Here is a 26875-nt window from a genome sequence, read left to right on the forward strand (position 1 = left end):
AATATGAAAACAAGCATTGGTATTAAAGAGAAAGATACGCAGGCTGTGGCCGCGATATTAAATAAGTTGCTAGCCGATGAGCATGTGCTGTACGTCAAAACACGCAATGCACACTGGAACGTGGAAGGTTCTGACTTTCATGCGCAACATTTGTTTTTTGAAGGTATTTACGACCAACTGGGCGAAACGATTGATGAGATCGCCGAACGGGTCCGCGCAATAGGACATTACGCCGTAGGAACCATGAAGGAATTTTTGGCGCTGACACAGCTGTCGGAAATGCGACACAACAAGAACGACAGCCAAGGGTATATCAAAGAGTTGTTGACCGACTTTGAGTCGATTATCGTCTCCCTCCGCGAGCAGATCGATCTTGTTGGTGATACACACAAGGATGCCGGAACGGAAGATTTCTTGGTGGGCATTATCGAGCAGCACGAGAAGACGGCTTGGATGCTTCGTGCCCACTTGCGCTAGGGGGCACGAAGATGATTTTACGCTGCAGGCTTGGTGTTTCCCCCGAGTCTGCAGCTTATTGTTATGATCCAGGGTGGTGATCTATCGCGGATATTTTTATTGATAAACGGGTATTTCTGTTATATTTGTTGTAGATAACTTTTAACAACCATGAAGAAATTTTTTCTTTCTGTTCCAAAAGGGACTGCCACATCGAACTTAGCTGCGTTCATTCTTCGTGTCGGCTTCGGTGCACTGATGATTCCCCACCACGGCTATGTCAAATTGGTCGAGTTTGGTGAGCGAAAAGGACAGTTTATGGATTTTTTGGGTTTAGGGAGTACCATATCGTTGAGCTTGACGATCTTCGCGGAGTTTTTTTGTTCGCTTTTTTTAATTTTGGGGCTTTTCACACGTTTGGCCACCATACCTTTGCTGATCACGGCCTTGGTCATTCTATCGGTACACCAATGGGCGTTCTTTGGCAAGCACGAGCTAGGCAGCGCTTTCCTTTTGGGATACCTGGCTATTTTCTTGCTCGGGCCAGGCAAGTTTAGTTTAGATTATCTGTTGTTTAAACGCGGGCGTTAAGTTGTTGAGATATAGTGATGAGGTGACAACGTGATAAGGTGACATAATGACGATTGATGGTGGTAATCTCAGCATTTATCGCTCCCTTTATCGCATTACGCTATACTCAATACCCAATACTTTTTTGTCCCTAAGCCCGGGACGGGGGCGATACTTGTGTGGGGCAAAGGTTTACGGCTACGCCGGAGTAATACTTTTTGTCCCTTTCAGGGACCGGTTCGTCCCTAAGCCCGGGACGGAGGCGATACTTTTGTGGGCAAAGGTTTACGGCTACGCCGGAGTAATACTTTTTGTCCCTTTCAGGGACCGGTTCGTCCCTAAGCCCGGGACGGGGGCGATACTTTTGTGGGGCAAAGGTTTACGGCTACGCCGGAGTAATACTTTTTGTCCCTTTCAGGGACCGGTTCGTCCCTAAGCCCGGGACGGGGGCGATACTTTTGTGGGGCAAAAGTATCCAAAACCCTGTCGCGAATTTTTGTTGCATCCTAATTGGGTAGTGCAGGGGCAAATGTCTACAGACGCAACAAAAATAAGGCGACGTTCGTGTTAATATTAGGCAGTAGCTATACCGATAGCAGTGATGAGATTTTGCTTTGTGCGGGGCCGCCCTGTGCGACAAAGCACCTAAAAGGAGACGAAGGGTTTTGAGCACTTTTGGCCTTCAAAAGTGCTGCCCTGCCGTGGCGAACGGCGGAAATGGGTGGAGGGAAGGATAGTGAAATTAGTGATAAGGTGATATAGTGACGAAGTGACGCTTGGTAGCGGTAATCTTAAGATTTACCGCTACCCTTATCGCACTACGCACTACCCATTACGTAATACCTAATACATCAACGCCCCAGAAACATTCCAAAAACTGAAACTGCTCCCTTCTGGTTCGCCTTGCGGAATTTGCACCCGGATGGTATGCTTACCGGATTTCAAATCTCCTAAATTAATGTAAGTAGGTGTGGTGATGGTCCCGGGGCACCAGTTTGACCGACTGAGATCGGAAGAGGAAAGACCGTTTTGGAAGTTTCCGGACACGGGATTGTAGAGCCTGTAAGATCCGCAGTCAGTACGCCAAGGTGTAAAGCGAAAGGCTAGCGTCCCATCGAGGTAGATGCTATTTTCCTTGGGCACAAACTCATCCCCATTTCCCCAGCCGCCATGTCCCGTGGTGATATAGCGTAGCTGTACATTCTCGGCATCATTGGGTAGCACAAACGATACTTCTAATCCTTTTTCCTCACGGAAGAAACGCGCGTAAGGCTGTCCGCCCATTTCCATGACGTTGGTCGTATTGAAAACAGACATCACGTTCGGGTAATCGGTTTTCGAATTGCCGGGGTGTATGGTCAATTCCACGCTCACGTGGTGACCACCTTTGTCGTAGTTGCCGATATAGGTGCCAATATATACCTCTTTGCCGTCCATCACGCGCAAAAAGTCAGATATATCCTGTCGATAGATAACCGAGTCTTGCCAGGTTTTGCCCTTCAGCGTCAAGCGATCGTTGAAGTGTGAAACACCAAAGGGCGTAAAAAAACGCATCAGTTCATAAATGGGCGAGAAACCTTCGGTGCGCGCCATGCCGGGATAGTTTTCGCCATCACCGTTGCTGTACAGCGGAAGCGTTTGCATACCTTTTTGCATGCCATCCAAAAAGCTTTGCGCTTGATCTTCCGCAATCAGGAATACCGAGCCTGTCCGGTCGTAAGCATCCCCGTTGGATTTTTCGATCAGCTGTACAAAAGCCTGGCTACCTTTGTCGAGCTTGGGGATTTTAACTTTCTTGAGAATGACCGTCCCGCTGGCGAAGCGCAAAATGCTATCTGATTTTGCTTGATCGGAGAAGTTGATCTGCTCGTTTTGAAACACGGGGATCCGTATGAACCTACTTTTCCATACTTCGTCTTGATAGGTGAGGGCATCCACCGTTTTTCCAAATTGGCGGAATGCGACATTGCTGGGGATATGTGGTATTTTTTCCAGCTTGGTCGCGGTAATTTTTGAATTGCCATTGCGCACATATTCCAGCACCAGTCCCAAATTTTGTCCCAGTTCGTTCGGTGCACCCTTCACCTTCAGGTCGTTGGTATACCAAATCTCGATGCTGTTGGAGTTAACGGATGTGGTTGCTTTCTTACAGGTGTAGCCCAAGATCTTCTTGGTCTCGTCGGTCAGGGCCAAGGTATTGCGGTTTAATATGGCGCTGTCTAATGTCGCAAGCTCGTTGTCCGCGGAGAAATTTGTGAGGCGGTAGTAGGCTGAAGGCTGCTTGCGGTCTACAAAGAACGTTTCATAAGGATAGCGCGCGCTGGACTGCGTGGCTTTCTCGGAGGTGATCACCGTTTGCTCGGCATTGGTAAATACCAAGAGCGGATCTTCGTTCGGGGTAACCTTATCGTTATAGCTGCGTTGGTAGGTAATTTTGTAGGCTTGTGCAAAGAGTCCCATTGTTGTCAATAAAAGGGAAAGCGAAAGGAGGAATTTTCTCATACTGATTGTCTGTTATTAACGCTGTAAATACGCTTCTTCCCGCCAAAAATAAAAAAAAGGCAGTAGAAATTTCTACTGCCTCGTCGCTTTATATAAAAAATAAATTATTCGGTTATACTCGGTACGCGCACAACTTCATTCGTTTCAGCCTCGTAATCGACTTCATCCAAATTAAAGCCAAATAGGTTGAAGAAGTCGTTGCGGTATCCGGCAATGTCGGAGATTTCTTCCAAGTTTTCCGTTGTCGCCTGTTCCCACAATGCGGCTACTTCAGCTTGTACATCTTCACGCATTTCCAAATCGTCAACGCGAATTCTGCCTTTTTCGTCCAGTGCAGGGGCTGATCCGCTGTATAGACGTTCTGCGAAAAGACGTTGCATCTGCTCTATCGTTCCTTCATGTATGCCTTTTTCTTTCATTACTTTGTAGAGCAAGGAGATATAAAGGGGAACAACTGGTATAGCCGAACTGGATTGGGTAACCAAAGCCTTGTTCACCGAAACATAACTGATACCGTGTAAGTCTTTCAAGAGCTCATTCAGGAATGGCACAGTACCTTCTAAGTCATCTTTCGCTTTTCCAATGGTTCCGTTGCGGTAGATCGGGTACGTAAGCTCAGGGCCTATGTACGAATAGGCGACCGTTTTTACACCTTCGGCCAGCACATTGGCAGCCTTTAGTTCTTCGATCCAAAATTTCCAATCTTCGCCACCCATGACGGCAACGGTATTATTGATATCGTCTTCGCTTTCTACGGGCTGGATGGAGATATCGGATATGACACCCGAATGAAAATCTACGGTTTTATTGGTGAACGGCTGTCCGATCGGCTTTAACACCGAAGCATGGGCCACACCTGTTTTGGGGTGTGTACGGCGTGGAGAGGCTAGAGAATAGACCACGAGGTCTACCTGTCCGAGGTCTTTCTTGATCAACTCAATGGCCTGTTTCTTCACCTCATCGGAGAATGCGTCGCCATTGATGCTTTTTGCGTACAAGCCCGCTTCCGTAGCTTGCTGTTCAAAAGCGGCGCTGTTGTACCAACCTGCTGTTCCGGGTTTGCCTGGCGCCGCAGGCTTTTCAAAGAACACCCCGATAGTCGCTGCCTGGGAACCGAAGGCAGCTGTAATGCGTGAAGCTAGACCGAAACCCGTCGACGCACCAATTACCAAAACTTTTTTGGGACCATCTTTGATCTCGCCTTTTGACTTTACGTAGTCTATCTGTTGTTTAACATGTTCTGCCGTACCTTCAGGGTGTGACGTCAAGCAGATAAAACCTCTTACACGTGGTTGTATGATCATATTATTTTTCTATCTATTCCAATTGAAGACGCAAATTAACTAAATTTAATAGAATAATCAGAACATCTCCGGTTATTTCAGTTCGATCGTTACGGTGTAGTCGCCGGTATATGGATTTTCCTGCATCAGGCTTTCGCTGATAACCAAGCGGTAGTTGCCGGTCTGCGCCAAGCTATCGTCAAACGTTTTCCCGAAGGGGCCATCCGCTTTGCCATCCGGCATAAAGAGCTGGTTGATCCGTATATTACCTGTACCTTCAACCGTCTGCAGACGGATATGTACCCGGGCAGGATGATCCAAAGCAAATGTCAACGTATCCTTTTGCTGAGCGATTTTGCGGCGCTCAAAAATAATCGGACTGCTATTTTTAACCGCTTCATCCAGGCGTTCCAAGGATGTGCTGTCTTGTTTTGTCGTGATGGTCGTTGCAGACTCGGGATTGTGGCAGGCCCCCGCGAGCAGAAGCATGGCTGCCGAGAGATATAGCGTTATCTGTTTCATAAAAAAACCTTTCGTTGTATAAACGAAAGGCTACCTGTTTTGTTTGCACGAAATAGTTTTAGAGCAGATGAACGGCCTGTGTGGCCAAGAGGCGTCTTTGCTCTTCGTTCCAGATGCTTACCTGTACCTCGCCTATATGAGCTTTCTTTAGCATGAACATGCACACGCGCGACTGCCCAATGCCTCCGCCAATGGATTCCGGCAGCTTGTCGTCCAACAGCATCCGATGGAAGGAGAGCGCCGCGCGGTCGCTGCTATTACGCACCTGCAGCTGGTGCAACAGGGCAGCTTTGTTGACACGGATACCCATCGACGACAACTCAAAAGCTGCGTGCAGGATCGGATTCCATACCACAATATCGCCGTTAAGGCCTTTATAACCGGTCTCGTTATCCGTACTCCAATCGTCGTAATCAGCTGCTCGGCCGTCGTGTGGAAAACCGTTGCTCAGCACGCCCCCGATGCCGTGGATAAACACGGCGCCATAAGCTTTGGCAATGGCATGTTCACGCTCCTTGGGTGTTAAATCGGGGTAGGTAAGAAGCAGTTCTTCCGCAGAAACAAAATGGATTTCCGGCGGTAATACGGCCGCTATTTCGGGGTATTTTTGCGCAACTTCTTGTTCTGTGGCATATAGCGCTTGATAAATCTGTAGCACCGTTTCCTTCAGGTAGGCCAACGTACGGTCAGCGGCATCAATATGCTTTTCCCAATCCCATTGATCGACGTAAATGGAGTGTATAGGCGTGTAATCCTCGTCGGGTCGTAATGCCCGCATATCGGTCAAAATGCCTTCTCCTTTTTCGATTTCCAATTCCTGCAGACGAACGCGTTTCCACTTGGCGAGCGAGTGCACCACCACGGCGCGTTGCTCGTTCAACGATTTAATCGGAAATGCAACAGGCCGCTCAATGCCATTGAGGTCGTCGTTGATACCCGTGCCGTCCAACACCACCAACGGCGATGATACCGGTATTAGGTTTAATGTTTCTTTTAGTTTATGCGAAAAGGTTTCCTTGACAAACGTGATCGCTTGCTCCGTTTTCAATAAATTACGTCCCATAGTGTTATCCTCAACATAAGACAATCAGTTGGTTCGTCTGATTGTTATTTTTGTAAAATTAAGACGTAAATGTAATGAAATTATTAAGTTTATTGGGATTATTGTTGGCTATTTATAGAAAAAGGCCCTGTCTTTTCGAGAGGACCTTTCTTGCGTAAATGTTTTTGGCGTTAACCTTATACCGAAAAACTTTCGCCACAGGCACAAGTACGGCTCGCGTTCGGATTGTGAAATTCAAACCCCTTTCCGCCCAGGCCATCGGAATAATCGAGCTCTGTGCCGGCAAGGTACAAATAGGACTTAATGTCCAAGCATATTTTTACGCCCTTATCTTCGCAAAATTGATCGCCCTTTTTTTCTTCGTTATCGAAATTCAGTTTGTACGAAAGACCCGAACATCCGCCGCTCTCAACGGCCACACGTACGAAGTAATTGCTATCGTATTGCTCGTCCTGCATAATTTGCGCTATGCGTTGCTTTGCCTTATCTGTGATCGTTACCATATCTTCAATTTGTTAAGTTGTATTGCCACCATACAAAATACGTTAATATCAGCTGTAGTTGCAAGCCTATTGGGTTATCCTAGTGTAAAAAAACTAATCGATCAGCCCATCTTTAAATAGTTTCCATACCGGGGATAACGTGCGTATCTGTTCGACGGTGTGCACCAATTCATCGATGGCGCTGCTGATTTCGCTCTGTTCGGTAAACTTGCTCAGGCTAAAGCGCACGCTGCTAAAGGCATCCTCGTCAGACACCTGCATGGCTTTCAGCACGTGCGACGGATCCAAGAGCCCGGAAGCGCAAGCCGAACCGGTGGATAGCGCCACATCGGGTAGGCTTGTCATCAGTTCGGCAGATTTAATATGTCGGAAAGCGATAAAGCTGGTGTTGTCTAGACGCTTGGCTTTCGAGCCGTGCACAAAGGTCTGCGGTATGCGCGCTAAAACTTCCCGTTCCAGCAAGTCGCGGTAGTTTCGGATGTGGGGCTGTTGTTTCGCGATGTCCAATGCTTTACCGCAGCCTACGATATTTGCTACTTGGAGTGTGCCGCCCCGCAGTCCCTGTTCCTGTTTGCCTCCGCTGATCAAGGCTGGAATCTGTATGGGTTTACTCTTCCGGCGAATATACAATATGCCCACACCCTTTGGTCCGTGAAACTTGTGTGCGCTAAATGTCAGGATATCGATGGGCGTCGTTTCCAGGTTGAGGTCTTGCTTGCCCACATATTGGGTGGCGTCGCAGAAATAAAGCACGTCTTTACGTCGGCACAGTGCGGCAATCTCGTCGACGGGATGGATAACGCCCGACTCGTTGTTGGCCGCCATAATCGATACTAGGATGGTGTCGGCTCGTATGCTGTCTTCCAGCAACTGCAAGTCTATCTGCCCGTGCTCATCCACCGGTAGGTAGGTAATCTCTACGCCGCGCTTTTCCAAAATGGCGCAGGTACTCAGCACGGCTTTGTGTTCGGTGCGGCAGGTAATGATATGCTGGCCTTTTCTCCGGTAGGCTTCCGCCACACCCCGCAGCACCATGTTGATGCCTTCTGTGGCGCCGGAGACGAAAAATATTTCGTTTGTTCTGCAGGATAATTTGTTTGCTACCTGTTGGCGCGCAACTTCGATTGCTTGGTTTGCTTCACGCCCCATCCGATGTTGTACACTCGACGCATTGCCGTAAGATTCTTGTAAGTAAGGGAGCATGCTCTCCAGTACCGCTGGATCGATTTTACTGGTGGCGTTGTTATCCAAATATATCCAAGACATACTTTAAAGATAGGCTAAAATTGCTAAAAACTGCCTAGATCTGCCAGATTATTTTATTTTTGTTTTATGGAAAAATTTGAAAGTAGTATCGAGAAATTGGTGGATATGGTCATCCTAAAACTTCCTGCAATTGCCATGGCACTGGTCATCTTGGTGGTTGGTCGGTATTTGATCGGGTTGACACTGCGGCTTATCGAACGTCGTTTTGAAAGGCGCGATGTCGATCGTTCCATCCGAAGTTTCTTGAGCAGTTTGATCAAGTTCTCGTTATACTGCTTACTTTTTCTAACGGTTGCCAACACGATGGGGATACAGACCACCTCTTTCATTGCTGCACTTTCGGCCTTCGGCCTAGCGGTGGGCTTAGCCTTACAGGGAAGTCTATCGAACTTCGCCGGCGGCGTGCTGATCTTGATGTTTCGCCCTTTCGAAGTGGGCGATTATATTTCCAGCAACAACGGATCAGAAGGGACGGTGGATCGTATCGATATCCTGTATACCACCCTTGTCAGTGGCGACGGCATTAAAGTATTCAGTCCGAATGGCACCTTGGCCAACTCGGTGATCAAGAACTTCACGAAGATTGTTTCCAGACGTTTTCAGTTTATCATCGGTATTTCCTACGATGATCATATCAAGGACGCGAAAGATACGATAATGGGAATAATCGAATCGGATTCCCGCATCCTGATCAACCCGAAACCGGAGATTTTTGTCAGCGAACTGGCGGATAGCTCGGTAAACCTGACTATCCGGGGATGGGTAAACAAAGAGCAGTTTTGGGCAACTCATAACGAGTTGCAAGAACGCATCAAACTGGCCTTGGACGAAAGGGGGATTTCCATTCCTTATCCGCAAACGGAAATGCATATCAAATCGGATGGCACGATCCTCACGAGCTTGCCGAAGAAAGATCAATCTAGCGATTGAGTGAGTACATAGTAGCGGTAGGCCAGTATACCCTGTTGCCATTTGCTGAGCGTCGCCGGATCTTTGTCCGAAAGTTTTGGCAATGCGGCTTTGTTGATCTTGTTTAACAATTTAAAAAATGCTTTTTTCATATGCTTCGTGCTTGGGTTCCTAAAAGGATAACAATTGGTAGCGAAGAAGGTTTTTTATCGGGATAGACAAGGTATGGGTATACATGTTAGTGATTTAATTCTGTATGCTGTTAGGCATAGGCATAAAAAACTGACGGGGACCCGATCGCCAATGGTGTTATGCTAATGTGATAATTTTCGATATGTTGCGTTTGTGTTTTTTCTTTGTTTGAATTTTAGTATAAGGTGCTTCAATAAGTTGTATAAATATTTTCCGCCATTGGTTCTTGTATGATCATTTGGTCGACTAATCGATATATTTTTACAAGAACTAATTTCTAGGTGTTACCGCTATTTGCGGTTCTTTTTGGGTAGCAACTTTTGTTGGTAAGAGCGCAAAAGAGCCCCCTGCTTGCGGAGGAATCCTTACCTGCTCTTAACAACAGGTCAGTTTTGTCATATGAAGTTGCTAAGTATTCACATGAAGATGTGAAACATTCATATGAAAATGTAGACCAATCACATGAAGATGTGAACCAATCAAATGAAGATGATAACGAATCACATGAAGATGCAGACCAATCACGTGAAGATGCTGACCAATCACGTGAAGATGTGGACCAATCACATGAAGATGTGAACCAATCACATGAAGATGTGAACCAATCAGGTGGAGATGTGAACCAATCACATGAAGCTATGGACCAATCAAATGAAGATGTTAACGAATCAGGTGGAGATGTGAACCAATCACATGAAGCTATGGACCAATCAAATGAAGATGTTAACGAATCACGTGTGTATGGGGCGCTTTCATTTGCCGAAATATCGTGTTTGGCGGCAATGGGCGAAGCCCAGACTTTCAGCTCCCATCATTACCGGAAATTGAACAGTTTATTCATACAAACGGCCACTTGCCCGAAATGCCAAAGGCTGCAGATGTGGAAGAAAATGGCCTTTCGTTGGGTGAAATGAATAAAATACTGGTACGGAAAATGGAAGAGATGACCTTGTACATGATCCAGCTGAACAAAGACAACGAAGCTATGAAAAAAGAGATCAAGATGCTGAAAGCTAAGCTTTAAAAATAGGAAGGTCAAGCAGGCTTGCCGCGACAACGAGCAGCTGCTGACGGAAGGGATAGGCTAGGTAGCAAAGAAATCTACCTAACAGCAGCCCATAAAATATCCGAATTGTAAAAACGATACGCACGTCAGGTCGTTTTATTGTATAGAGACAAAAGTTTATGAACGGCACGAGCGAACAAAATATGCAGCAGGATAACGGTACGGTTAAGCAGGAGAGTAAAACAAGCACAGTGGCCTGCCGAACAGGTGAGTTTACAGATGTAAATCATTTTATCGCGCAGGCGGCCGAGCTTCTTGGCGATGGACATTATATGCTGCTTTTTGGTAAGCGGAAAGATGTGGATGGTGACAGCCTGTTTTTCCTGAAAAAGAACGATGATCGATTCGAGGAGATTCGACAGCGCGTATCAACGGGCGTCTATTTGATGGTGGATCTTAAGTATTTTAGTGGTTTCAACCTGCGGGCAAAGTTTAAGGATTTAGGATTTATACATTACGCGGTGGCCGAAAGCATGGTATATGGAAAAGAAGACGCAGCTAGCATCGGTACCATTTTCACGCTTATCTCGAACGAGTGTGTACGAGCGGCATCGGACGAAAGCTATCACATTCTCTACACGTATGTCGATCTGCTTCTTTCCCTGACGGGGCGGGCCTATCGCACATTTTTCAACGGTCGGAATACGGCGATCAGCGATATCGATAGGCGATTTACAACGTTATCGAAGCAGTCATTGGAAGACAGGCGCGATCCCGGTTCGGAACTTCCTTCCGTCGATAAGTTTGCGCGTTCGCTGGGTGTCACGAAATATTACCTAAGCGATATATCCAAAGCACTGCACGGGCGTACAGCGCAAGACCGCGTGGAAGAGGAGATCGTCTACCAAGCTAAAAAGATGCTGGGTAACACCGAACTGTCGGTGGCCGAGATTGCGCAGGCCATTGGATTTTCTGAACCGCAAATGCTGAACAGGCTCTTCAAAAAAAGAACCAAGGAAACACCGTTGGAGTACCGTATTTCCCTGATCTAAACGGCAGAAAGACTATTGGCGGAAGCCACGATCTGCTGCAGTTTTTTGCCGTGACTGCGACCAAGCTTCCTTAGGATAGCTCGTTGGGCTTTGCCGAGTTCCACTCTTCCATACCAAAAGAATCCACATCTGAATTAACAAATACAGGGTCGATGGCCTGTTTTCGTTGTTCGTTGTAGTGGCGATATAATCGCAGTACCCGTTGGTGCAGCAGGATGATGGCGACCATATTCAGCCAGGCCATGATGCCCACACCGATGTCACCCAGCTTCCAGGCGAGTTCTGCGGTCGTTACGGAACCGATATATACCGACACGAGTATAGCCAGCCGAAGTATCCAAAGAAAAATCTTGCCCTTCCCATTACGCATCAGGTAGCTGACGTTGGTCTCGGCGATGTAATAGTAGGCCATGATGGTGGTAAACGCAAAGAAAAATAATGCTACCGCTACAAAGATCCCACCTAGATAGGGGAAATGGTGCGACACTGCCAGCTGCGTATACTGCGGGCCGATTTCCACCCCTTTTAAATTTTCAACAAGGTAGCCCCCATCAGCATCCATCACATTGTACTGACCGGTAAATAAGATCATAAAGGCGGTGGCGGTGCAGACAAACAACGTGTCGACGTACACCGAGAAACCCTGTACAAGTCCCTGTTTTATGGGGTGCGACACCTCGGCGGCGGCGGCGGCGTGCGGCGCCGTTCCCTGCCCGGCTTCATTGCTGTAGATGCCCCTTTTTACCCCCCAGGAGATGGCCATGCCGACTATTCCGCCAAAAGCGGCATCGAGGCTCAACCCACTTCGAACGATCAATGATACCACATCGGGTATTGCCCGGTAGTTGATGGCGATGATGACCACCGACATCAGGATATATGCCCCTGCCATAAAAGGAACCACCAGCTCGGCTACTCTGCTGATCCGTTTCACGCCACCAAAAACAATAACGGCCAACAGAACGGCGAGAAAAACACCCACTGCCGGTGCGGGCAGATTAAACGATGCGCTCGCCGCGGTACTGATACTGTTACTTTGCACACCGGGCAGCAAAAAGCCGGTGCTGACAACCGTTACGATAGCAAAAAGCCAAGCAAAAGCTTTCGATCGCAATCCCTTCTCAATGTAGAATGCCGGTCCGCCACGATATTGGCCATCACGAACCTCCTTGTACATTTGGCCGAGTGTGGCTTCTACAATAGCAGAGGAGCTGCCGAGAAAGGCAATGATCCACATCCAAAAGACCGCTCCGGGGCCGCCCATGGCGATCGCCGTGGCGACCCCGGCGATATTGCCTGTCCCAACCCTTCCGGAGATGGCTAGCGCAAAGGCCTGGAAAGATGAAATTCCCTTGTCAGAACTTCCTCCATTAAATAAAAGCCTGCACATTTCCTTTAGCTGCGTAATTTGAGGTAATTTGAAGCGGATAGTAAAGTATATTCCCGTTAAAAGACATAGATAAACCAGTGCGTCACTCCAAATGATATTATAAACGTAATCGATTAGATCAATCATATTCTAGTTTTTAGTTTAAGTGCCGCTAAAATAGGGAAATATATCTTTCATCCCATAAGACCCGCTAAAAACACATGCATTCTTTTTGAAATCAAGTCTTTCTTGTCCTGGGAGCAGATTTTGACCTTGCGAATAGCATTTCGCGGGGTACATTTTGATTACTTCGCCGTGTTTCATAAGTTTGCAGCATAAACTAGGCGCGGGGGTTGGCGGAGTGATGCCGGCAACTTTCCGATCATACCGTTAGCAGCAGCGTGGGAAGGGCTGCGGTCTGCATTTCTTCGTGCTAACTTTAAACAATATTCGTTAAAGTTTGTTGCTTCTTAAAGTGCCGTACATACATTCATCTCTAATTATATTGCGCATGAACGATCTCAATTTACAACATGTTGAAGACCATTGGAACAATTTTATTACAGCGGCCATTGCTTGGGCGCCGCGTGCCATAACGGCGGTCGTATCTGCCATACTGATCTATTTGGTTGGCGCATGGCTGATCCGTGTGGCCAAGCGGATTGTGGATAAGGCCTTTACCCGCCGGCAGATGGAGCCTTCCTTGCATCGCTTTCTGCTGAACTTGGTTTCCTGGGCATTGAATATCTTGCTGTTTATTGTTGTGGTCACCCAACTTGGCGTGCAGACGTCGGCTTTTGTGGCGATGATCGGTGCCGCCGGCCTTGCCATTGGTTTGGCGCTGCAAGGCTCGCTTGCCAATTTTGCAGGAGGTATCCTGATTTTGTTGCTTAAGCCTTTTCGCGTTGGCGACTACATTGCAGCGAGTTCCGGCGTGTCGGGTACGGTGCGGGAGATTGATATATTCAATACCAAGCTTACCACACCGCAAAACCAGCTTGTCGTCGTGCCCAATGGACAGCTTTCCAATTCCAGCATCACCAACTATACCCAGATGGGAACCCGCAGAACATGGTTTGATATCGGTGTTTCCTATTCGGCAGACCTCAAGCAAGCTAAAGAAATCCTTTATGGTGTTATTGCACAAAACCAGTTTGCATTCATCGAGCCCGCTCCGCAGGTGGCCGTGACCGAATTAGGGGATAGTGCAATCAATCTTTCGGTGCGGGTGACGACCTCTAACGACAACTTTTGGACCATGCAGGAAGAGCTGATCATCGAGTGTAAGCTGGCACTGGAGCAGGCCGGTATCGAGATTCCTTTTCCGCAGCGCGATGTCCATATCAAATCGGATGGACAAGCGACATCTATCTAGCCTGTCCCATAAAGTTAAAACATGCTAAAACACCTAAACTTCCAGACCTCATATAAAAAAGGGATCATCATCCCAAGTCTGATTTTTATTCTGACGGTATGCCTCATATCTGCGGCATTTCCGGATCTATCCGGTTTGATCCTCGATCGGGTCAAGCAGTTTATCTTTGTCAACCTCAATTGGGTTTATATATGGACGGTGACGCTCTTTGTGTTCTTTCTGATATACCTGATGTTTGGGAGTTTCGGCAAGATCAAACTGGGGGCCAATGACAGTAAGCCCGAATATTCGTTCTTTTCTTGGATATCGATGTTGTTTGCAGCGGGTATGGGAATAGGACTGATGTATTTTAGTGTGGCAGAGCCGATGCAGCATTATACAACCGATGTGTTTGATGCCGATCACTACGTGAATAGGGCCAAGAATGCGCAGCTGTATACGTTCTTCCATTGGGGAATCCATGCGTGGGCCATATATGGTATGGTGGGCTTGGCACTTTCTTACTTCGCATACCGCTACCGGCTGCCGCTTTCGCTCAGAAGCTGCTTTTATCCGCTATTGAAAAATAAGATCAATGGTCCGCTGGGCAATGCGGTCGATGTATTTGCCCTATGCAGTACGTTTTTCGGCATCACGACCACCTTGGGGTTTGGGGTCGTGCAGATCAATTCTGGACTAAAGTTGTTGGGGATCGTACCGGATACCCATATTGGCTATCAGATCTTGATCGTGGGGCTGTTGGTATCGCTTTCGGTCATATCGGCTATGACGGGGGTGGATAAAGGGGTGAAACTGCTCAGCAATATCAACATCGTAGCCGTACTTGTATTGCTGCTGTTCGTGCTTTTTCTTGGGCCGACGGTTTACCTGATCGGTAGTTTCACCGAAGGGATAGGGAATTACATCAGCAGTTTTTTTAACCTGACTTTTGGCACGCACGTCTATGAGGAGCAAACCCTACCTTGGTTTTACAGTTGGACGATATTGTATTGGGCTTGGTGGATTTCTTGGTCGCCTTATGTGGGTTTGTTTATTGCAAAGATCTCAAAAGGTCGTACCATACGTGAATTTGTCGCGGCGGTACTGATCATACCGACGATTTTCAATTTTATCTGGATGTCGGTTTTTGGTAATAGCGCAATATGGCTGGACTTTACGGTGGCAAAAGGCGCCTTGGGTGCGTTGGTTGGCGATCCGGACGCGCTGATGTTCCGGTTTTTGGAGTACCTCCCTTTATCTACGGTTTCCAGCTATATGGTGATCGCCATCATCATCATCTTTTTTGTAACTTCTGCCGACTCCGGGATATTGGTTATGAACAGCATCGCTAGCCGAAATGCAGCATCCAATCCGAAATGGCAAATGGTTTTTTGGGGAGCACTATTGGCCTCCTTGGCACTTATTCTACTGAACGCCGGCGGACTGCAAGCTTTGCAAACCATGACCTTGATAACGGCTTTGCCGTTTTCGATATTGATGGTACTATTCGGGATCAGCTTGTTAAAGGCGCTTACCATAGACCGGAACTATTACGCGACGGATTTCTCCGTAACGACCGTCCCATGGTCGGGCGACAACTGGCAAAACAGACTGCAGCAAATTGTGTCCTTCAAAAAACGCTCCTCGGTGGAAGAGTTTATCCAGACAACCGTGAAGGACGCATTCTTGGACCTGCAGCGTGAATTTGCGAAAAATGATATTACCGCTTTTATCAATGATTTCGGTGGCCATTCCAAGATGGAAATAGAAATCAAACACGATGTGCTGAACAACTTTAAATATGGGGTCAAATGCCAATTGAAGCTAATTTCGGAATATGTGCTAGAGGAAGAAAATCTTCCGGATGTGGAAGATAAGAAAACGTATTTTCCAAAGTCATATTTTGGTGATTCCCGAAGTGGTTACGATGTACAGTATTTTACCCAAAAAGAGTTGATTAGCGACGTGCTGAAGCATTACGAGCGTTTTTTAGAGATCATTACGGAAGAGAAAAACGAAATGTTTGTGAGCAGCAACCGAAATGACACGCTCGCATAGCCTATGATAGTGGATGGCTGCGACGTGCTTAGGTCGACCCATGCATTTCATCTTCTTCTGGGGCGAGTTGGTGGGTGCAAGTTTTATCTTCCGGGAGGATTGCTGTACCTTTGTTTCGTCTAAAAAACGCAAGCTATTTGCCCATGGAACAATCAGAAGAGCTAAAAGAATTACAGTCGTCTCCGGAGTTGCTACGTAAACTGTATGCACATAGCCTACGGAAGAAATATGAAGCGGGCGACATTATTCTGCATGAAAATGCATCTATCCGGTCCATTCCCATCGTGACGAAGGGAGCGCTAAAAGTTATCCGGTCGGAAGAAGACGGTCGGGAACTTTTGCTGTATTATATCCAGGCGGGGGAGAGCTGCATTATGTCATTTTTGGGCGGTATGCACAACGAGACAAGCAAAGTGAAAGCGGAGGTGGAGGAGGACGCCGAAATCCTTTTCCTTCCAATGGACAAGGTGACGCTATTCATCCGGGAACACCCGCAATGGTTGGACTATATTTTTCGTTTATACCACAAACGTTTTGAAGAGCTCCTAGAGATCATCCATGCTGTTACCTTCCGAAAGGTAGATGAACGGATGTTGACGTTGCTGCACAAAAAGCAGGCATTGACCGGTAGTAATATCTTGCACATGACACACGAGCAGTTGGCAAACGAACTCGGAACGGCGCGCGTCGTGGTATCCCGACTGCTCAAGCAGTTGGAAGAAATGGGTAAGGTAAAACTAGGACGAAATAAAATCACCCTTATGTAACCAATGTAACTGTATAAGTCTGGGGATTGATGCAGATTTGTTGTATTAACGCAGATATGTATGGTTACAGCAGCTTATGTAGCGTCTATTTTGATTGGCGTATCGCTCGGACTTATTGGTGGTGGCGGCAGTATGCTCACCGTGCCGGTGCTTGTCTATTTATTTGGTCTGGATGCCGTATCCGCCACGGCCTATTCGCTCTTTATCGTCGGCACCACCAGCGCCGTAGGTTCAGTTTCTTATTTTAGAAGAAAACTGGTCGATATGAAAACAGCCATGCTGTTTGGTATGCCCGCCGTTGCGGCTGTTTTTCTGACTAGAACATACATTTTGCCTGGTATTCCCCAAGAAATATTTCGCTATCGTAGCTATTTCCTGACCAAGGACACGCTGTTGCTGCTCCTCTTTGCTTTCCTCTTGATCGCGGCGGCGTACAGCATGCTGAAGAAAGAGGCACGGCCGAGTGAAATCACCGTGGCGAGGTCGCATGTCGGTTGGTATCGCCTCCTTCTGCAGGGATTTCTCATCGGCACCATAACCGGTTTGATCGGTGCGGGAGGCGGTTTTCTTCTCATTCCGGCGTTAGTAAGACTTGTTAAATTGCCTATCAAGGTTGCGGTGGGCAGCTCGCTGGTTGTTATTGCTACCAATTCGCTGCTAGGGTTTTTATTTTCTGTACCTCATCTGTTGGTGGACTGGCCCTTTCTGCTGAAAGTTGCTGCGGCCGCTATGGTCGGGATTCCGATCGGAACTTATCTTTCTACACGCTTAAAATCGGATCGGCTGAAGCCGGCTTTCGGATGGATGGTGCTGCTCGTGGGCGTTTATATACTTATCCATGAAATAGTGTGCCACTAGAAAGAAAAGAAAGCAAGAATGTAGTTGTCACGCAGTTGAAGTTTTGCTTTCTTTTCGTATTTTTTCGTTTTATATGTCAAGTAAAATTAACTAAATTTACAGCAGGTTAAGGTTATTAAGAAGCGTCTGTGCGATGTTTACCTCGATATGGGTTGACAGCGGAATTTGGCCACGATGTTCACCTCACCTAAAGTTTTGGTTATGCACTACATGGATCCGCGGATTGTCGAAATAGGTGACATCCAACGAGAAAGAGCGTATCCACTGGATTTGTTTAGTAAAACATGAAAATCATAGATAAACTCGCTTGGATAGAAATAAAGGATAAATCCATTTTGTCTACCAAGAGTTACGGGAAGGATACCTATTATATTCCTGGCGGAAAGCGAGAGGAGGGAGAGACAGATGAAGATGCGCTTATCCGCGAGGTTTACGAAGAGTTGAGTGTCGTGATCGATGCGGCGACCATCCGTTATATCGGTACCTTCGAGGCGCAGGCACACGGTCATGCTGAAGGAGTTTTAGTCAAGATGATCTGCTATGCTGCAGCATACAGCGGCACGCTTCAGGAGGCCGCTGAAATAGCGGAAATGCGTTGGCTTACATACGCCGATCGAGCAACGGTATCGGCAGTGGATCAATTAATTTTTGACCATTTAAAGCAGCAAGGATTGCTGGGTTAAGCTTAAGGGCAATGAAGCTATCGATTCACCCAGCAATGTTCGAATGTCGAGGCAAAAAGATAACAAATGGAAAAAATAACGCGCGTACTGCTGTTGGCCTTTCATCCGAGGCTAGAGGCTAGCCATGTGAACAGGTTCTTGTTAAACACGTTAAGGGAACATCCGCACATCGAGGTCAAGGATATGTATGAACTGTACCCGGATTTCAATATCGATGTCAATAAAGAACAACAAGATTTGCTGCAGGCCGATTTGGTGATCGTGCAACATCCTTTTTTCTGGTATGCCGCGCCGCCTTTGATAAAACAGTGGATCGATCTGGTATTGGAGCATGGTTGGGCTTATGGTACAAACGGTGACAAGTTAAAAGGGAAGCAGATTATGCACCTGGTCAGTAGCGGAGGTGGTTTTGAAGACTACTGCCAGCAAGGCAAGAACCTGTATACCTATACGGAGCTTTTGCGACCGTTTGAGTTGACCTATAAGTTTTGTCAGATGCAGCAATTACCCACCTATGTCGTTCCGCTCGCCAACAAGATTGCACAAATAGATTTGGAACAGCATGCCCAGCAAGTCAAACGTATTCTAGAGCAATGGATTGCTGGCGAGGTGGATGCTAAGCTTCCGGCAGGTGTGACCTATTTAAACGAACTTAACTAACACAGCATGGCTTCAGGACTATTTCAGCACGCGCTTATCTATTTGGGGACAGCGATCGTTTTTGTTCCGATATCGAAAAAACTTGGTATAGGAAGCGTACTCGGTTATCTCATTGGCGGTATTTTGGTTGGTCCATTTGCGCTCGGATTGATCGGCACCGAAGGGCACGATGTGATGCACACCGCAGAATTTGGAGTCGTGATGATGCTTTTTATCATCGGACTGGAATTGAATCCCGCCCAATTTTGGAAAATGCGTGCTAAGATCGTGGGGCTGGGCGGTTTGCAGATGCTGCTTACGGCGGTGCTGCTTTTTATGTTCTTATACCTCGCATTGTCCTTTTCTTTTAAGGCATCGCTTGCCCTCGCGTTATCGTTTGCCATGTCGTCTACCGCCATCGTCTTGCAAACACTGAAAGAAAAGCTGCTCGATAAGACACCTGCAGGTCAACATGCGTTCTCCGTACTACTTTTTCAGGACATCGCCGTCATCCCCATTTTAGCGGTGCTTCCGCTATTGGCTCTTCAAAGTGCCGGTGGCGACACGCCCGCACATCGTTTGCCGCCATTTCTATCTTTCTTGGATCAATATCCTAGTCTATTACTGCTCGCTGCAGTGGGCTTCGTGTTTATATTGAGCAGGTATCTGTTGCCGTTAGTACTCCGTGTTATCGCAAAAGTACAGATGCGGGAATTGTTTACCGCGGCAGCGCTATTTTTTGTCATTGGTATCGCCTGGCTGATGGAGTCCGTGGGCATAAGTGCTGCTCTGGGTGCTTTTATGGCCGGCGTATTGCTCGCCAATAGCGAATTTCGCCATGAGTTGGAAGCGGATATCAATCCGTTTAAAGGTTTGCTTTTGGGCGTTTTCTTTACTGCCGTCGGATCCACCATCAACTTTGCGGTGATCGCAGCAGATCCGGCAAGGGTTTTCAGCATCGTGCTTATCCTGATGACGGTGAAGTGGATCGTATTGTATTTCTTGGGAAGACGGTTCAGGCTCGTTGCCGACCAACAGCTACTCTTTGCATTTCTCTTATGCCAGGTTGGTGAATTTGCTTTTGTGCTGTTGGCCTCTATTGCACAATTAGGTATTGTCCCAAAACAGGAACTGGACTTGTTTATGGCCGTGGTAACCATCAGTATGATGGTTTCGCCTTTATTGCTTTTTGTGTATGAACGGTTTGTAGCCCCCCGCTTCACCAACGATAAAAAGACTCCCGTAGCCTACGACGCGATGGAGGCAGCACACCATGTTATTCTTGTAGGGTTTGGACATTTTGGAAGCACTATTGGTCGTTTCCTGCGAGCCAACAACACCCACGCCACCATTATCGATAGCGATAGCGAACGCGTGAATCTGCTTCGTAAAATGGGTTTTAAAGTTTTCTATGGCGATGGTACGCGCCTTGACTTGCTCGAATCTGCCGGTGCAAGCGACGCGCAAATACTTATTTCTGCCATAGACGATCCACATACGAACATGGAGCTATCGGAGCTGCTTCCGAAGCACTTTCCAAATTTGAAGCTGTTTGTAAGGGCTAAAAACAGATACGATGCCTATGAATTAATGGACAAGGGGATCACCCATGTCCACCGTGAATCATTGATCGATTCGGTTTATATGGGTGTGGATATCCTTTCTGAGCTGGGGCACCGGAAATATACCTTGCACCGAAAGGCTCAAGATTTCATCAAATATGACAACGAAGCCTTGGAAAAGCTCTATCGGCACCGGAAAAGCGACGGATATATTAGCCGTTTACGTGCAGAAACGGAACTGCAAGAGCGTCTTCTGCAAGAAGACAAGCAGTTTTTGGCGAAAGCGGAAGATAGCGCATGGGATTCCAGCCATCGAAATTAGATGTGCTTTTGCGTGGATATTCCCCTGCGATCTCGTCTGATGCTAACGTTTCTTAACGCTTCCTCTTTGCTGTTAATCCTTTGGCATGACCTTGTATGTCGGATCTTCCAGCATATTCACATCGATTATGGTCGCTGCGTTGGATAGCAGCTTTCTGCAATCGGCACTCAAGTAGCGCAGGCTCACCTTTTTGCCGAGGCGGGCATACTTGCCTGTTAGCTTATGGAGTGCATCTATTGCAGACATATCGACAACCCTGCTTTCCCGGAAATCGATTACGATCTCCTGCGGATCGTCATCGACATCGAACTTGTCCATGAACGCGGTGGTGGAGCCAAAGAAGAGGGGGCCGTAGATTTCATAATGCTTAATACCAGAGCCGTCTACGTATTTACGTGCCCGGATACGTTTTGCATTGTCCCATGCGAAAACAAGCGCAGCAATGACCACCCCGACCAGCACAGCGAGTGCTAGATTGTGCAGCAATACGGTGATCAGGGCGACCAACACACCGACAAATATATCGGATTTGGGAAATTTGTTTACGATCCTAAAGCTCACCCATTGAAATGTTTCGATAGCGACGATCATCATCACACCGACCAACGCCGCCATGGGGATTTTTTCAATTATCGAGCTACCAAATAGAATAACGGCAAGGATTGTGATGGCACCGATAAAAGCGGAAAGACGTGTTCGCCCGCCGGCATTCAGATTGACCAGCGATTGGGCTACCATGGCGCAACCGCCCATCCCGCCGAAAAAACCATTGACAATATTTGCCGTCCCTTGCGCCATGGCCTCTCGGTTGGATCTTCCTTTGCTGCCCGTTATCTCATCGACCATGTTCAGTGTAAGGAGCGACTCGATAAGGCCCACGCCCGCCATAATTAGGGAGTAGGGGAAAATAATGCGAAGTGTTTCTATGCTAAACGGAACCGATGGGATATGAAATGTCGGAAAGGCCCCACCCACGGAAGCTATATCTACCACTTTCTTTGTTTCGATGCCGAAAATAGCCACCACGGCGAATACTACCAAGATAGCGATGAGTGATGAGGGTACGGCTTTTGTCAATTTGGGTAAGCCTATAACGATCAGGATGGTGAGCGCCGTAAGCGCGATCATCGTATAGAGTGTGTTGCCGCTCATCCAAAGACCGTCGGCTCCAGGCAATTTAAACTGCTCGATCTGGGACATGAAAATAATGACAGCCAGTCCGTTCAGAAAACCATACATGACCGGTTGAGGAATCAACCGGACGAATTTGCCCCATTTGAACAGGCCCACAGCAAACTGTAGTATGCCGGCGAGAATAACGGCAGCAAATAAATAGGCTACACCCTGGCTTGCCGCTAGGGCAATGAGTGTGATCACGGTGGCACCGGCTCCTCCCGAAACCATACCGGGGCGGCCTCCCAACACAGAGGTGACAAGCCCCATCAAAAAGGCGGCGTACAAACCGGTGAGTGGAGAAAGACCCGCGAGGATAGCGAAAGATAGGGATTCAGGGATCATCGTCATGGCGACGGTTAAACCGGCCAAAACTTCGGTCTTGATAGGGATATGACGTAGGGATAGCGACTTGCGTGCTTTTTCCATAGCAAAAAAGGATTTTTGTAAATTAATAGCCGATCTGTCAGGCGATCGCCAAAGTAGTTGTTGCAAACTGCTGCTGCGGAAAGCAAGCAGTGTAACCGGTTAGTTAACCGGATTGATAGGAACGATATATGCTAGTGTGGTGTAACCATGGAGGTAAGCAAACGTTGATTGTGGACGAAATTATAAAAATTTATCGGTAAGTGCAAGCTTACATCCACCATCCTTTTCTTGATACCTTTTTACTTATGCGGGTTTTTGGGTGGTTTCGGCAAAACGCGCCACCCTCTCGCTGGCCGGCCTTTCGTATGGATCTCGGCCTATCTCTTCACAGACTGGGGACGCTATTTGTTTTAAAAATTGGGCATGAAAAATAGGGCATGCAGCAACTATTTCGCTGCATAGACGTTTAAAAGGTAACAGCTACATCAGCAAGGTAAAGCCTAACATAAAATTTGACGTATTCCAAGATGAATGAAGAACCAAAAATGCCGCGAAGAAATATAAACGATCATTTGGCGAATGAACGGACATTTTTAGCATGGGTACGCACCAGTATTGCGGTTATGGGATTTGGCTTTGTCGTCGTCAAATTCTCTGTTTTTATGCAAAGGATCTCACTGTTGCTCTCCGACCATACGGTGGCCGTTCGGGGAGGGCACTCGACGACGATGGGTATTGTGCTCGTGGCCCTAGGGGCAGCAATAACGGGAGGAGCTTTCGTGAGTTTTCTGCAAACGAACAAACAAATAGAAAACGACTTTTATCGGCCCGCTACGCGTCACGTGTTGGTCTTGTGCATCGCCATCCTGACCATCGGCGCGGCGCTCATTTGGTACCTGATTGATAGTGTGCATGCACATTAAAACCTATAATCGCCTTGGCGATAAAGCTGGATTTTATTTGATTTGCCATCGTCGCTCTCTGCGATCTATTTTTCTGCCAGCGAGATGAACGAATTTTGGTGTTCGGCGTTCTGCAGTAGAGACCATCGCTTAAAATAAAAACCTATGAAAGACAGATTGGAAGATTATAACAAGATCTACGGATTCCGGGAGCATCCAGAACGCTTTGGTTTTGAGGGTAACCCAGAGCGCATCATTGTGCGCAATACAGCGCTCCGAGAGGCAGATGCATCCATTTATGTAGCATATCTTACTGAACACTATCCTGCTAGCGTAGAGCGGGAGATGGAGCAGTTTGAGAAATCCCTCACCCATATTTCGTTAATGCCGTGGCCGGAAGCGAATTCATTTTTTGAGAAGCATGGCATCACGACATTACAGACCGATATACCCTATGTAGAGCACGATGCTGTTTTCGTGCCGAAGACGTTTAGCGAATCTGAAGCCGATGCACTGGTAAAGGCTTCTGAAAAAGAACCCTTTATGCAATATTTAAAAATTGATAAAGTCGCTAACCGGAGCAGCATATGGCTCGACGTAAGCGAGCTTCTTCACACTTATGCGCCGCACATGCATCAAAACAGTTAGTGAACTGCTGCAAGCTTTTAAGGGCTAGTTACTTGCAACTCCTGTGCTGTTGGCTGCAGATTTGGAAAAAATTAACTACATTAGTGTGTGGTAACGTGGTGACCAACTGACTACATCGCAGAGGGAAAATGTTGCGTTTGGTTTGACGGCGCCATCATTAATTTGATTTTGTTATGAAATGCTTCCCCCAATTCGTCTTTGTAACTGTGTGTCTTTTCCTGTCGGCCTGCTCATTGTATGCGCCGGTTTATTTAGGGGAGAAGTATGCACCTACGCAGCGCGTGCAAACATTCTATTCTACCAAAGACATCAAACAATCCTTTCAGGTCATAGGCCATATGAATGCACCTACGTCTCGCACCACATCGGGGCAAGCACGAACCAAAAGATTGGTCGTAGAAAAAGCCAAGCAAATAGGAGCGGATGCGGTGGTTTTTTCGGGATTAGATCGACAGGCTAACGACAAAACTACGGATGATTACTCGATCAAAGTAGAGGTTATCAAATTCAACTAGTATGCCCGGCGAAGGGGGGCGGCTGCTACGAGCGCGCTTAAACACGACCGGTCGGCGCTGTCCTTTGCGTTTTCCCGTCGCCATCCAACCTAAGTTTTTAGAGGTTATTCGCATATAAAATAAATAAAGTGGGGAGCAGGTTATTGCACATGTGTAGCGCGTAGGCCGTGAAAAAGCCGTAACGCAACGATACCCAACTTAATAGCCAGGCGACGATAAAGTGCGGCGCTAGGTACCATGCGATGGTGAGGGGCGAGCTCTGTGTAAAATCAAAATTATAAAAATGCCAAAAGGAAAAGGCGATGGCACTTAGCCAAAGGATGCCGCGCATGTGCCTGTTTCGGACTATCAAAATTTCCTGCAAGAGGCGTGGCGATCGGACTAAGATAAGATAGACGGCTGCTGCCGCAAAAATCGATGTGATCGATGCGGCGGAGATGCTATAAATCTGTATACGAAAAAGTAGGATGAGTATGCAAAGAAAGATTGTTGACAGCCCTGCCGCAGCTAGAGCAGGTTTTTTTTGCAAGATTCCGCGAAAGGCGAGTTCTTCGAGTAGAGGCGCTAGCAGAACAAATTCCAATATAAATGCGAAAGCTCCTGATTCGGATAGCACCATAGTGGATCCATCTGTCCCTTTTGCATCGCTGATGATATGGTGTTGCACGAGAAAGAGCTGTGCAGCGCTCCAAAGCAATTTTAGGGCATAGAAAAAGACGAGCACCTTCAATAGCACAAGCGCCCTACGCTTGAAGTTTTTGGGAACTTCATCGATCTCGTTGGGGTTGCTGCGTAGGAAATTGTAAAATTCCTTTATAATCATGTGTGTATCGGTAGGGTTGATCGTCTTGCTGCCTAAATTTCGTTTAGGCATTTGCAAAATACAAAAAACCTTCTTTTTTATGCATCCTAACATACAGATTGTCTTACCAGTGCCGGATATTTGACTTTTTCAGCATGTGGAGATAATGGGTTAGTATGGGTTTCAGCACACCAGCCATTCGTTTCCAAATGTATATGGTACGCTTGTTTGCGGACAAGGGCCGTAAAAAATTGTTTAGCGTGGCATTATCCTGCAAAATGATTAGATTTGGCCATTAAATAAAAAAAATAATTGCTGTCTTAAGCTGATGAAAAAAAAACTAAACCTGCCCTTGCTTTTGATATTTGTCGTGATCGCCAGTGGCGCGTGGAAGAATTTTAATTTCGAAACATTTGAATTTGAGAAATTTTGGTTGGGCATGCTGTATCTATTTACCATGCTTTTGATTGTGGTACTGATGTTTAAGCCAGAAAAGAAGAAACAATAGGCTTGGTGCCCCAAGACGTGTGTTATGCGGCGTGAGTTAGTTTGTAGCCTATACAGTATGGCTTCACTCTCATCAGGCTTTCATGATTATACGCGAGCATACCCTCAACTTTTTCTGTCAACCTAACGGTGGTCGAACAATCGGCTAGTTGAACACTGCCTTACTTTTCCCCTCGTGTCATGCTGGGGTTCTGGGGCATATTGTTTGTCCCATCCTATTTGTTGTGCCTTTTATGGTTTCTTAAGCTGCATACTGCAGAATAAGGCACAGATATTGTTTTGTGTTTGGAAAGATAAAACGATGAACGTAAAACGCACTTTCGGAACAATTCTCACTATACTAGGTATAGGCGGATTAATATACGCAGGTTATGGATTAATTAATAAAAGTACCGACTATGTGGCGCTGGGCGTGGTAGGTGTTATCGCCTTGATTTTTTTCTTTTCGGGCATTGGGCTGGTAAAGAACACCAAAGATATGGCCTGATGCAGCCTTGAGCCATTCGTGGATTTGGTGCAACGCTGTGCGTGTTACTAAATAATTACAATAGATCGCTTGTCTTTTAAGGAAGAATGTCCGTCTATTGGCTTAAGGAAGCCCGCTCGTCGACACGGATAACACGGTTGCCGATCGGGTCTGTCCGTTGCATACCGATCGTCAAAAACAGACGGTCGCTGAAGCGTAAACGAATTCCAAAATGTATTCTTTTATGGAGTATTTCGACCAGCAATCAGCTTATGAGTTTAAATACATTGGTGAGCGTATGTTGCGGTGTTGGCACATCACCGGAGGCAGCATCGATATAACGGTAAACATTTTGCCTGATAAGTCGCTGCATGTGCAGTCGGCCAACGGCCCCATTTCGAAGGAAAGCAATGAGAAGTTATTTTTGGCAATCGAGCGAGCATACACCTATTGGGGGCTGCTTTGATTATGTAGTTGCTGGTTAATGGGAGAGAGCCGGAGCTTGACTGACAAATGACTTTATAAGAAAGGACGATTTAAATAAATAAGTAAAAGTT

At 46.9% G+C, this 26875-nt stretch carries 28 protein-coding genes; 18 read left to right on the plus strand and 10 right to left on the minus strand.

Annotation, left to right across the window (positions count from 1 at the left end; translation table 11 throughout):
- Positions 1-3 precede the first annotated feature (3 nt).
- A complete protein-coding gene (locus tag IE165_RS07100; RefSeq protein ID WP_189625904.1) occupies positions 4-477 on the plus strand; it encodes a Dps family protein in 474 nt (157 codons plus the stop codon).
- 150 nt (positions 478-627) lie between these two features.
- Positions 628-1047: a DoxX family protein gene (locus IE165_RS07105; RefSeq protein ID WP_189625905.1), complete on the plus strand. Its 420-nt coding sequence runs from the start codon at positions 628-630 to the stop codon at positions 1045-1047.
- Between the two features lie 822 nt (positions 1048-1869).
- Here the strand turns inward: IE165_RS07105 and IE165_RS07110 are convergent.
- The 6 genes from IE165_RS07110 to IE165_RS07135 form a co-directional block, all read right to left on the minus strand.
- The gene (locus IE165_RS07110; RefSeq protein ID WP_189625906.1) at positions 1870-3528 is read right to left on the minus strand and encodes a PNGase F N-terminal domain-containing protein; all 1659 of its coding nucleotides are present in this window, start codon (positions 3526-3528) and stop codon (positions 1870-1872) included.
- A gap of 104 nt (positions 3529-3632) precedes the next feature.
- Complete coding sequence (gene fabV / locus IE165_RS07115; protein WP_189625907.1) at positions 3633-4832, minus strand: enoyl-ACP reductase FabV; 1200 nt, start codon at positions 4830-4832, stop codon at positions 3633-3635.
- 72 nt (positions 4833-4904) lie between these two features.
- Positions 4905-5333 (minus strand): hypothetical protein, encoded by a 429-nt coding sequence (locus IE165_RS07120; protein ID WP_189625908.1) that lies wholly within the window; start codon positions 5331-5333, stop codon positions 4905-4907.
- Positions 5334-5391: 58 nt separating this feature from the next.
- Positions 5392-6396, minus strand: coding sequence for an aspartate--ammonia ligase (asnA, locus tag IE165_RS07125; RefSeq protein WP_189625909.1), 1005 nt, complete (start codon positions 6394-6396; stop codon positions 5392-5394).
- 176 nt (positions 6397-6572) lie between these two features.
- Positions 6573-6899 (minus strand): HesB/IscA family protein, encoded by a 327-nt coding sequence (locus IE165_RS07130; RefSeq protein WP_189625910.1) that lies wholly within the window; start codon positions 6897-6899, stop codon positions 6573-6575.
- Between the two features lie 93 nt (positions 6900-6992).
- Positions 6993-8165: a cysteine desulfurase family protein gene (locus IE165_RS07135; RefSeq protein WP_189625911.1), complete on the minus strand. Its 1173-nt coding sequence runs from the start codon at positions 8163-8165 to the stop codon at positions 6993-6995.
- Between the two features lie 66 nt (positions 8166-8231).
- Between IE165_RS07135 and IE165_RS07140 the strand changes: the two genes are divergently transcribed.
- Positions 8232-9095, plus strand: a complete 864-nt coding sequence (locus IE165_RS07140; protein WP_189625912.1) for a mechanosensitive ion channel family protein — start codon at positions 8232-8234, stop codon at positions 9093-9095.
- On the opposite strand, the gene IE165_RS07145 is transcribed toward IE165_RS07140, so the two are convergent.
- Entirely contained in the window at positions 9080-9226 is a 147-nt protein-coding gene (locus IE165_RS07145; protein WP_189625913.1) for a hypothetical protein, read from the minus strand. The genes IE165_RS07140 and IE165_RS07145 overlap by 16 nt on opposite strands.
- A 510-nt stretch (positions 9227-9736) precedes the next feature.
- Between IE165_RS07145 and IE165_RS07150 the strand changes: the two genes are divergently transcribed.
- Both IE165_RS07150 and IE165_RS07155 read left to right on the plus strand, forming a co-directional pair.
- Positions 9737-10180, plus strand: a complete 444-nt coding sequence (locus IE165_RS07150) for a hypothetical protein (protein ID WP_189625914.1) — start codon at positions 9737-9739, stop codon at positions 10178-10180.
- A gap of 271 nt (positions 10181-10451) precedes the next feature.
- A complete protein-coding gene (locus tag IE165_RS07155) occupies positions 10452-11324 on the plus strand; it encodes a helix-turn-helix domain-containing protein (RefSeq protein WP_189625915.1) in 873 nt (290 codons plus the stop codon).
- Positions 11325-11394: 70 nt separating this feature from the next.
- On the opposite strand, the gene IE165_RS07160 is transcribed toward IE165_RS07155, so the two are convergent.
- Positions 11395-12840, minus strand: a complete 1446-nt coding sequence (locus tag IE165_RS07160; protein WP_189625916.1) for an alanine/glycine:cation symporter family protein — start codon at positions 12838-12840, stop codon at positions 11395-11397.
- Between the two features lie 364 nt (positions 12841-13204).
- Between IE165_RS07160 and IE165_RS07165 the strand changes: the two genes are divergently transcribed.
- From IE165_RS07165 to IE165_RS07195, 7 genes are all read left to right on the plus strand, one after another.
- Positions 13205-14068, plus strand: a complete 864-nt coding sequence (locus tag IE165_RS07165) for a mechanosensitive ion channel family protein (protein WP_189625917.1) — start codon at positions 13205-13207, stop codon at positions 14066-14068.
- Between the two features lie 21 nt (positions 14069-14089).
- Positions 14090-16105, plus strand: coding sequence for a BCCT family transporter (locus IE165_RS07170; RefSeq protein ID WP_189625918.1), 2016 nt, complete (start codon positions 14090-14092; stop codon positions 16103-16105).
- Positions 16106-16248: 143 nt separating this feature from the next.
- Positions 16249-16872: a Crp/Fnr family transcriptional regulator gene (locus IE165_RS07175; RefSeq protein WP_189625919.1), complete on the plus strand. Its 624-nt coding sequence runs from the start codon at positions 16249-16251 to the stop codon at positions 16870-16872.
- A gap of 60 nt (positions 16873-16932) precedes the next feature.
- Positions 16933-17730 (plus strand): sulfite exporter TauE/SafE family protein, encoded by a 798-nt coding sequence (locus tag IE165_RS07180; RefSeq protein WP_189625920.1) that lies wholly within the window; start codon positions 16933-16935, stop codon positions 17728-17730.
- A 284-nt stretch (positions 17731-18014) separates the two neighbouring features.
- Positions 18015-18413 (plus strand): NUDIX hydrolase, encoded by a 399-nt coding sequence (locus IE165_RS07185; protein ID WP_189625921.1) that lies wholly within the window; start codon positions 18015-18017, stop codon positions 18411-18413.
- A gap of 66 nt (positions 18414-18479) precedes the next feature.
- The gene (locus tag IE165_RS07190; protein ID WP_189625922.1) at positions 18480-19073 is read left to right on the plus strand and encodes an NAD(P)H-dependent oxidoreductase; all 594 of its coding nucleotides are present in this window, start codon (positions 18480-18482) and stop codon (positions 19071-19073) included.
- A gap of 6 nt (positions 19074-19079) precedes the next feature.
- Entirely contained in the window at positions 19080-20936 is a 1857-nt protein-coding gene (locus IE165_RS07195) for a monovalent cation:proton antiporter-2 (CPA2) family protein (protein WP_189625923.1), read from the plus strand.
- A gap of 72 nt (positions 20937-21008) precedes the next feature.
- On the opposite strand, the gene IE165_RS07200 is transcribed toward IE165_RS07195, so the two are convergent.
- Entirely contained in the window at positions 21009-22538 is a 1530-nt protein-coding gene (locus IE165_RS07200) for a SulP family inorganic anion transporter (protein ID WP_189625924.1), read from the minus strand.
- A 467-nt stretch (positions 22539-23005) separates the two neighbouring features.
- On the opposite strand from IE165_RS07200, the gene IE165_RS07205 reads away from it, so the two are divergent.
- From IE165_RS07205 to IE165_RS07215, 3 genes are all read left to right on the plus strand, one after another.
- Complete coding sequence (locus tag IE165_RS07205; RefSeq protein WP_189625925.1) at positions 23006-23401, plus strand: YidH family protein; 396 nt, start codon at positions 23006-23008, stop codon at positions 23399-23401.
- A 144-nt stretch (positions 23402-23545) separates the two neighbouring features.
- Positions 23546-24028 (plus strand): hypothetical protein, encoded by a 483-nt coding sequence (locus IE165_RS07210; protein WP_189625926.1) that lies wholly within the window; start codon positions 23546-23548, stop codon positions 24026-24028.
- 173 nt (positions 24029-24201) lie between these two features.
- The gene (locus tag IE165_RS07215; protein WP_189625927.1) at positions 24202-24543 is read left to right on the plus strand and encodes a hypothetical protein; all 342 of its coding nucleotides are present in this window, start codon (positions 24202-24204) and stop codon (positions 24541-24543) included.
- Positions 24544-24640: 97 nt separating this feature from the next.
- Here IE165_RS07215 and IE165_RS07220 read toward each other — a convergent pair whose 3' ends face one another.
- On the minus strand, positions 24641-25417 hold the full coding sequence (locus IE165_RS07220; protein WP_189625928.1) for a CPBP family glutamic-type intramembrane protease: 777 nt from the start codon (positions 25415-25417) through the stop codon (positions 24641-24643).
- A 256-nt stretch (positions 25418-25673) separates the two neighbouring features.
- Between IE165_RS07220 and IE165_RS07225 the strand changes: the two genes are divergently transcribed.
- The 3 genes from IE165_RS07225 (at position 25674) to IE165_RS07235 (ending at position 26784) form a co-directional block, all read left to right on the plus strand.
- A complete protein-coding gene (locus IE165_RS07225) occupies positions 25674-25853 on the plus strand; it encodes a hypothetical protein (protein WP_189625929.1) in 180 nt (59 codons plus the stop codon).
- 300 nt (positions 25854-26153) lie between these two features.
- The gene (locus IE165_RS07230) at positions 26154-26339 is read left to right on the plus strand and encodes a hypothetical protein (RefSeq protein ID WP_189625930.1); all 186 of its coding nucleotides are present in this window, start codon (positions 26154-26156) and stop codon (positions 26337-26339) included.
- Between the two features lie 223 nt (positions 26340-26562).
- Positions 26563-26784 (plus strand): hypothetical protein, encoded by a 222-nt coding sequence (locus IE165_RS07235; RefSeq protein ID WP_189625931.1) that lies wholly within the window; start codon positions 26563-26565, stop codon positions 26782-26784.
- The last annotated feature ends 91 nt before the right edge of the window (positions 26785-26875 follow it).

The organism is Sphingobacterium griseoflavum, from assembly GCF_014653155.1.
Taxonomy (GTDB): Bacteria; Bacteroidota; Bacteroidia; order Sphingobacteriales; family Sphingobacteriaceae; genus Sphingobacterium; species Sphingobacterium griseoflavum.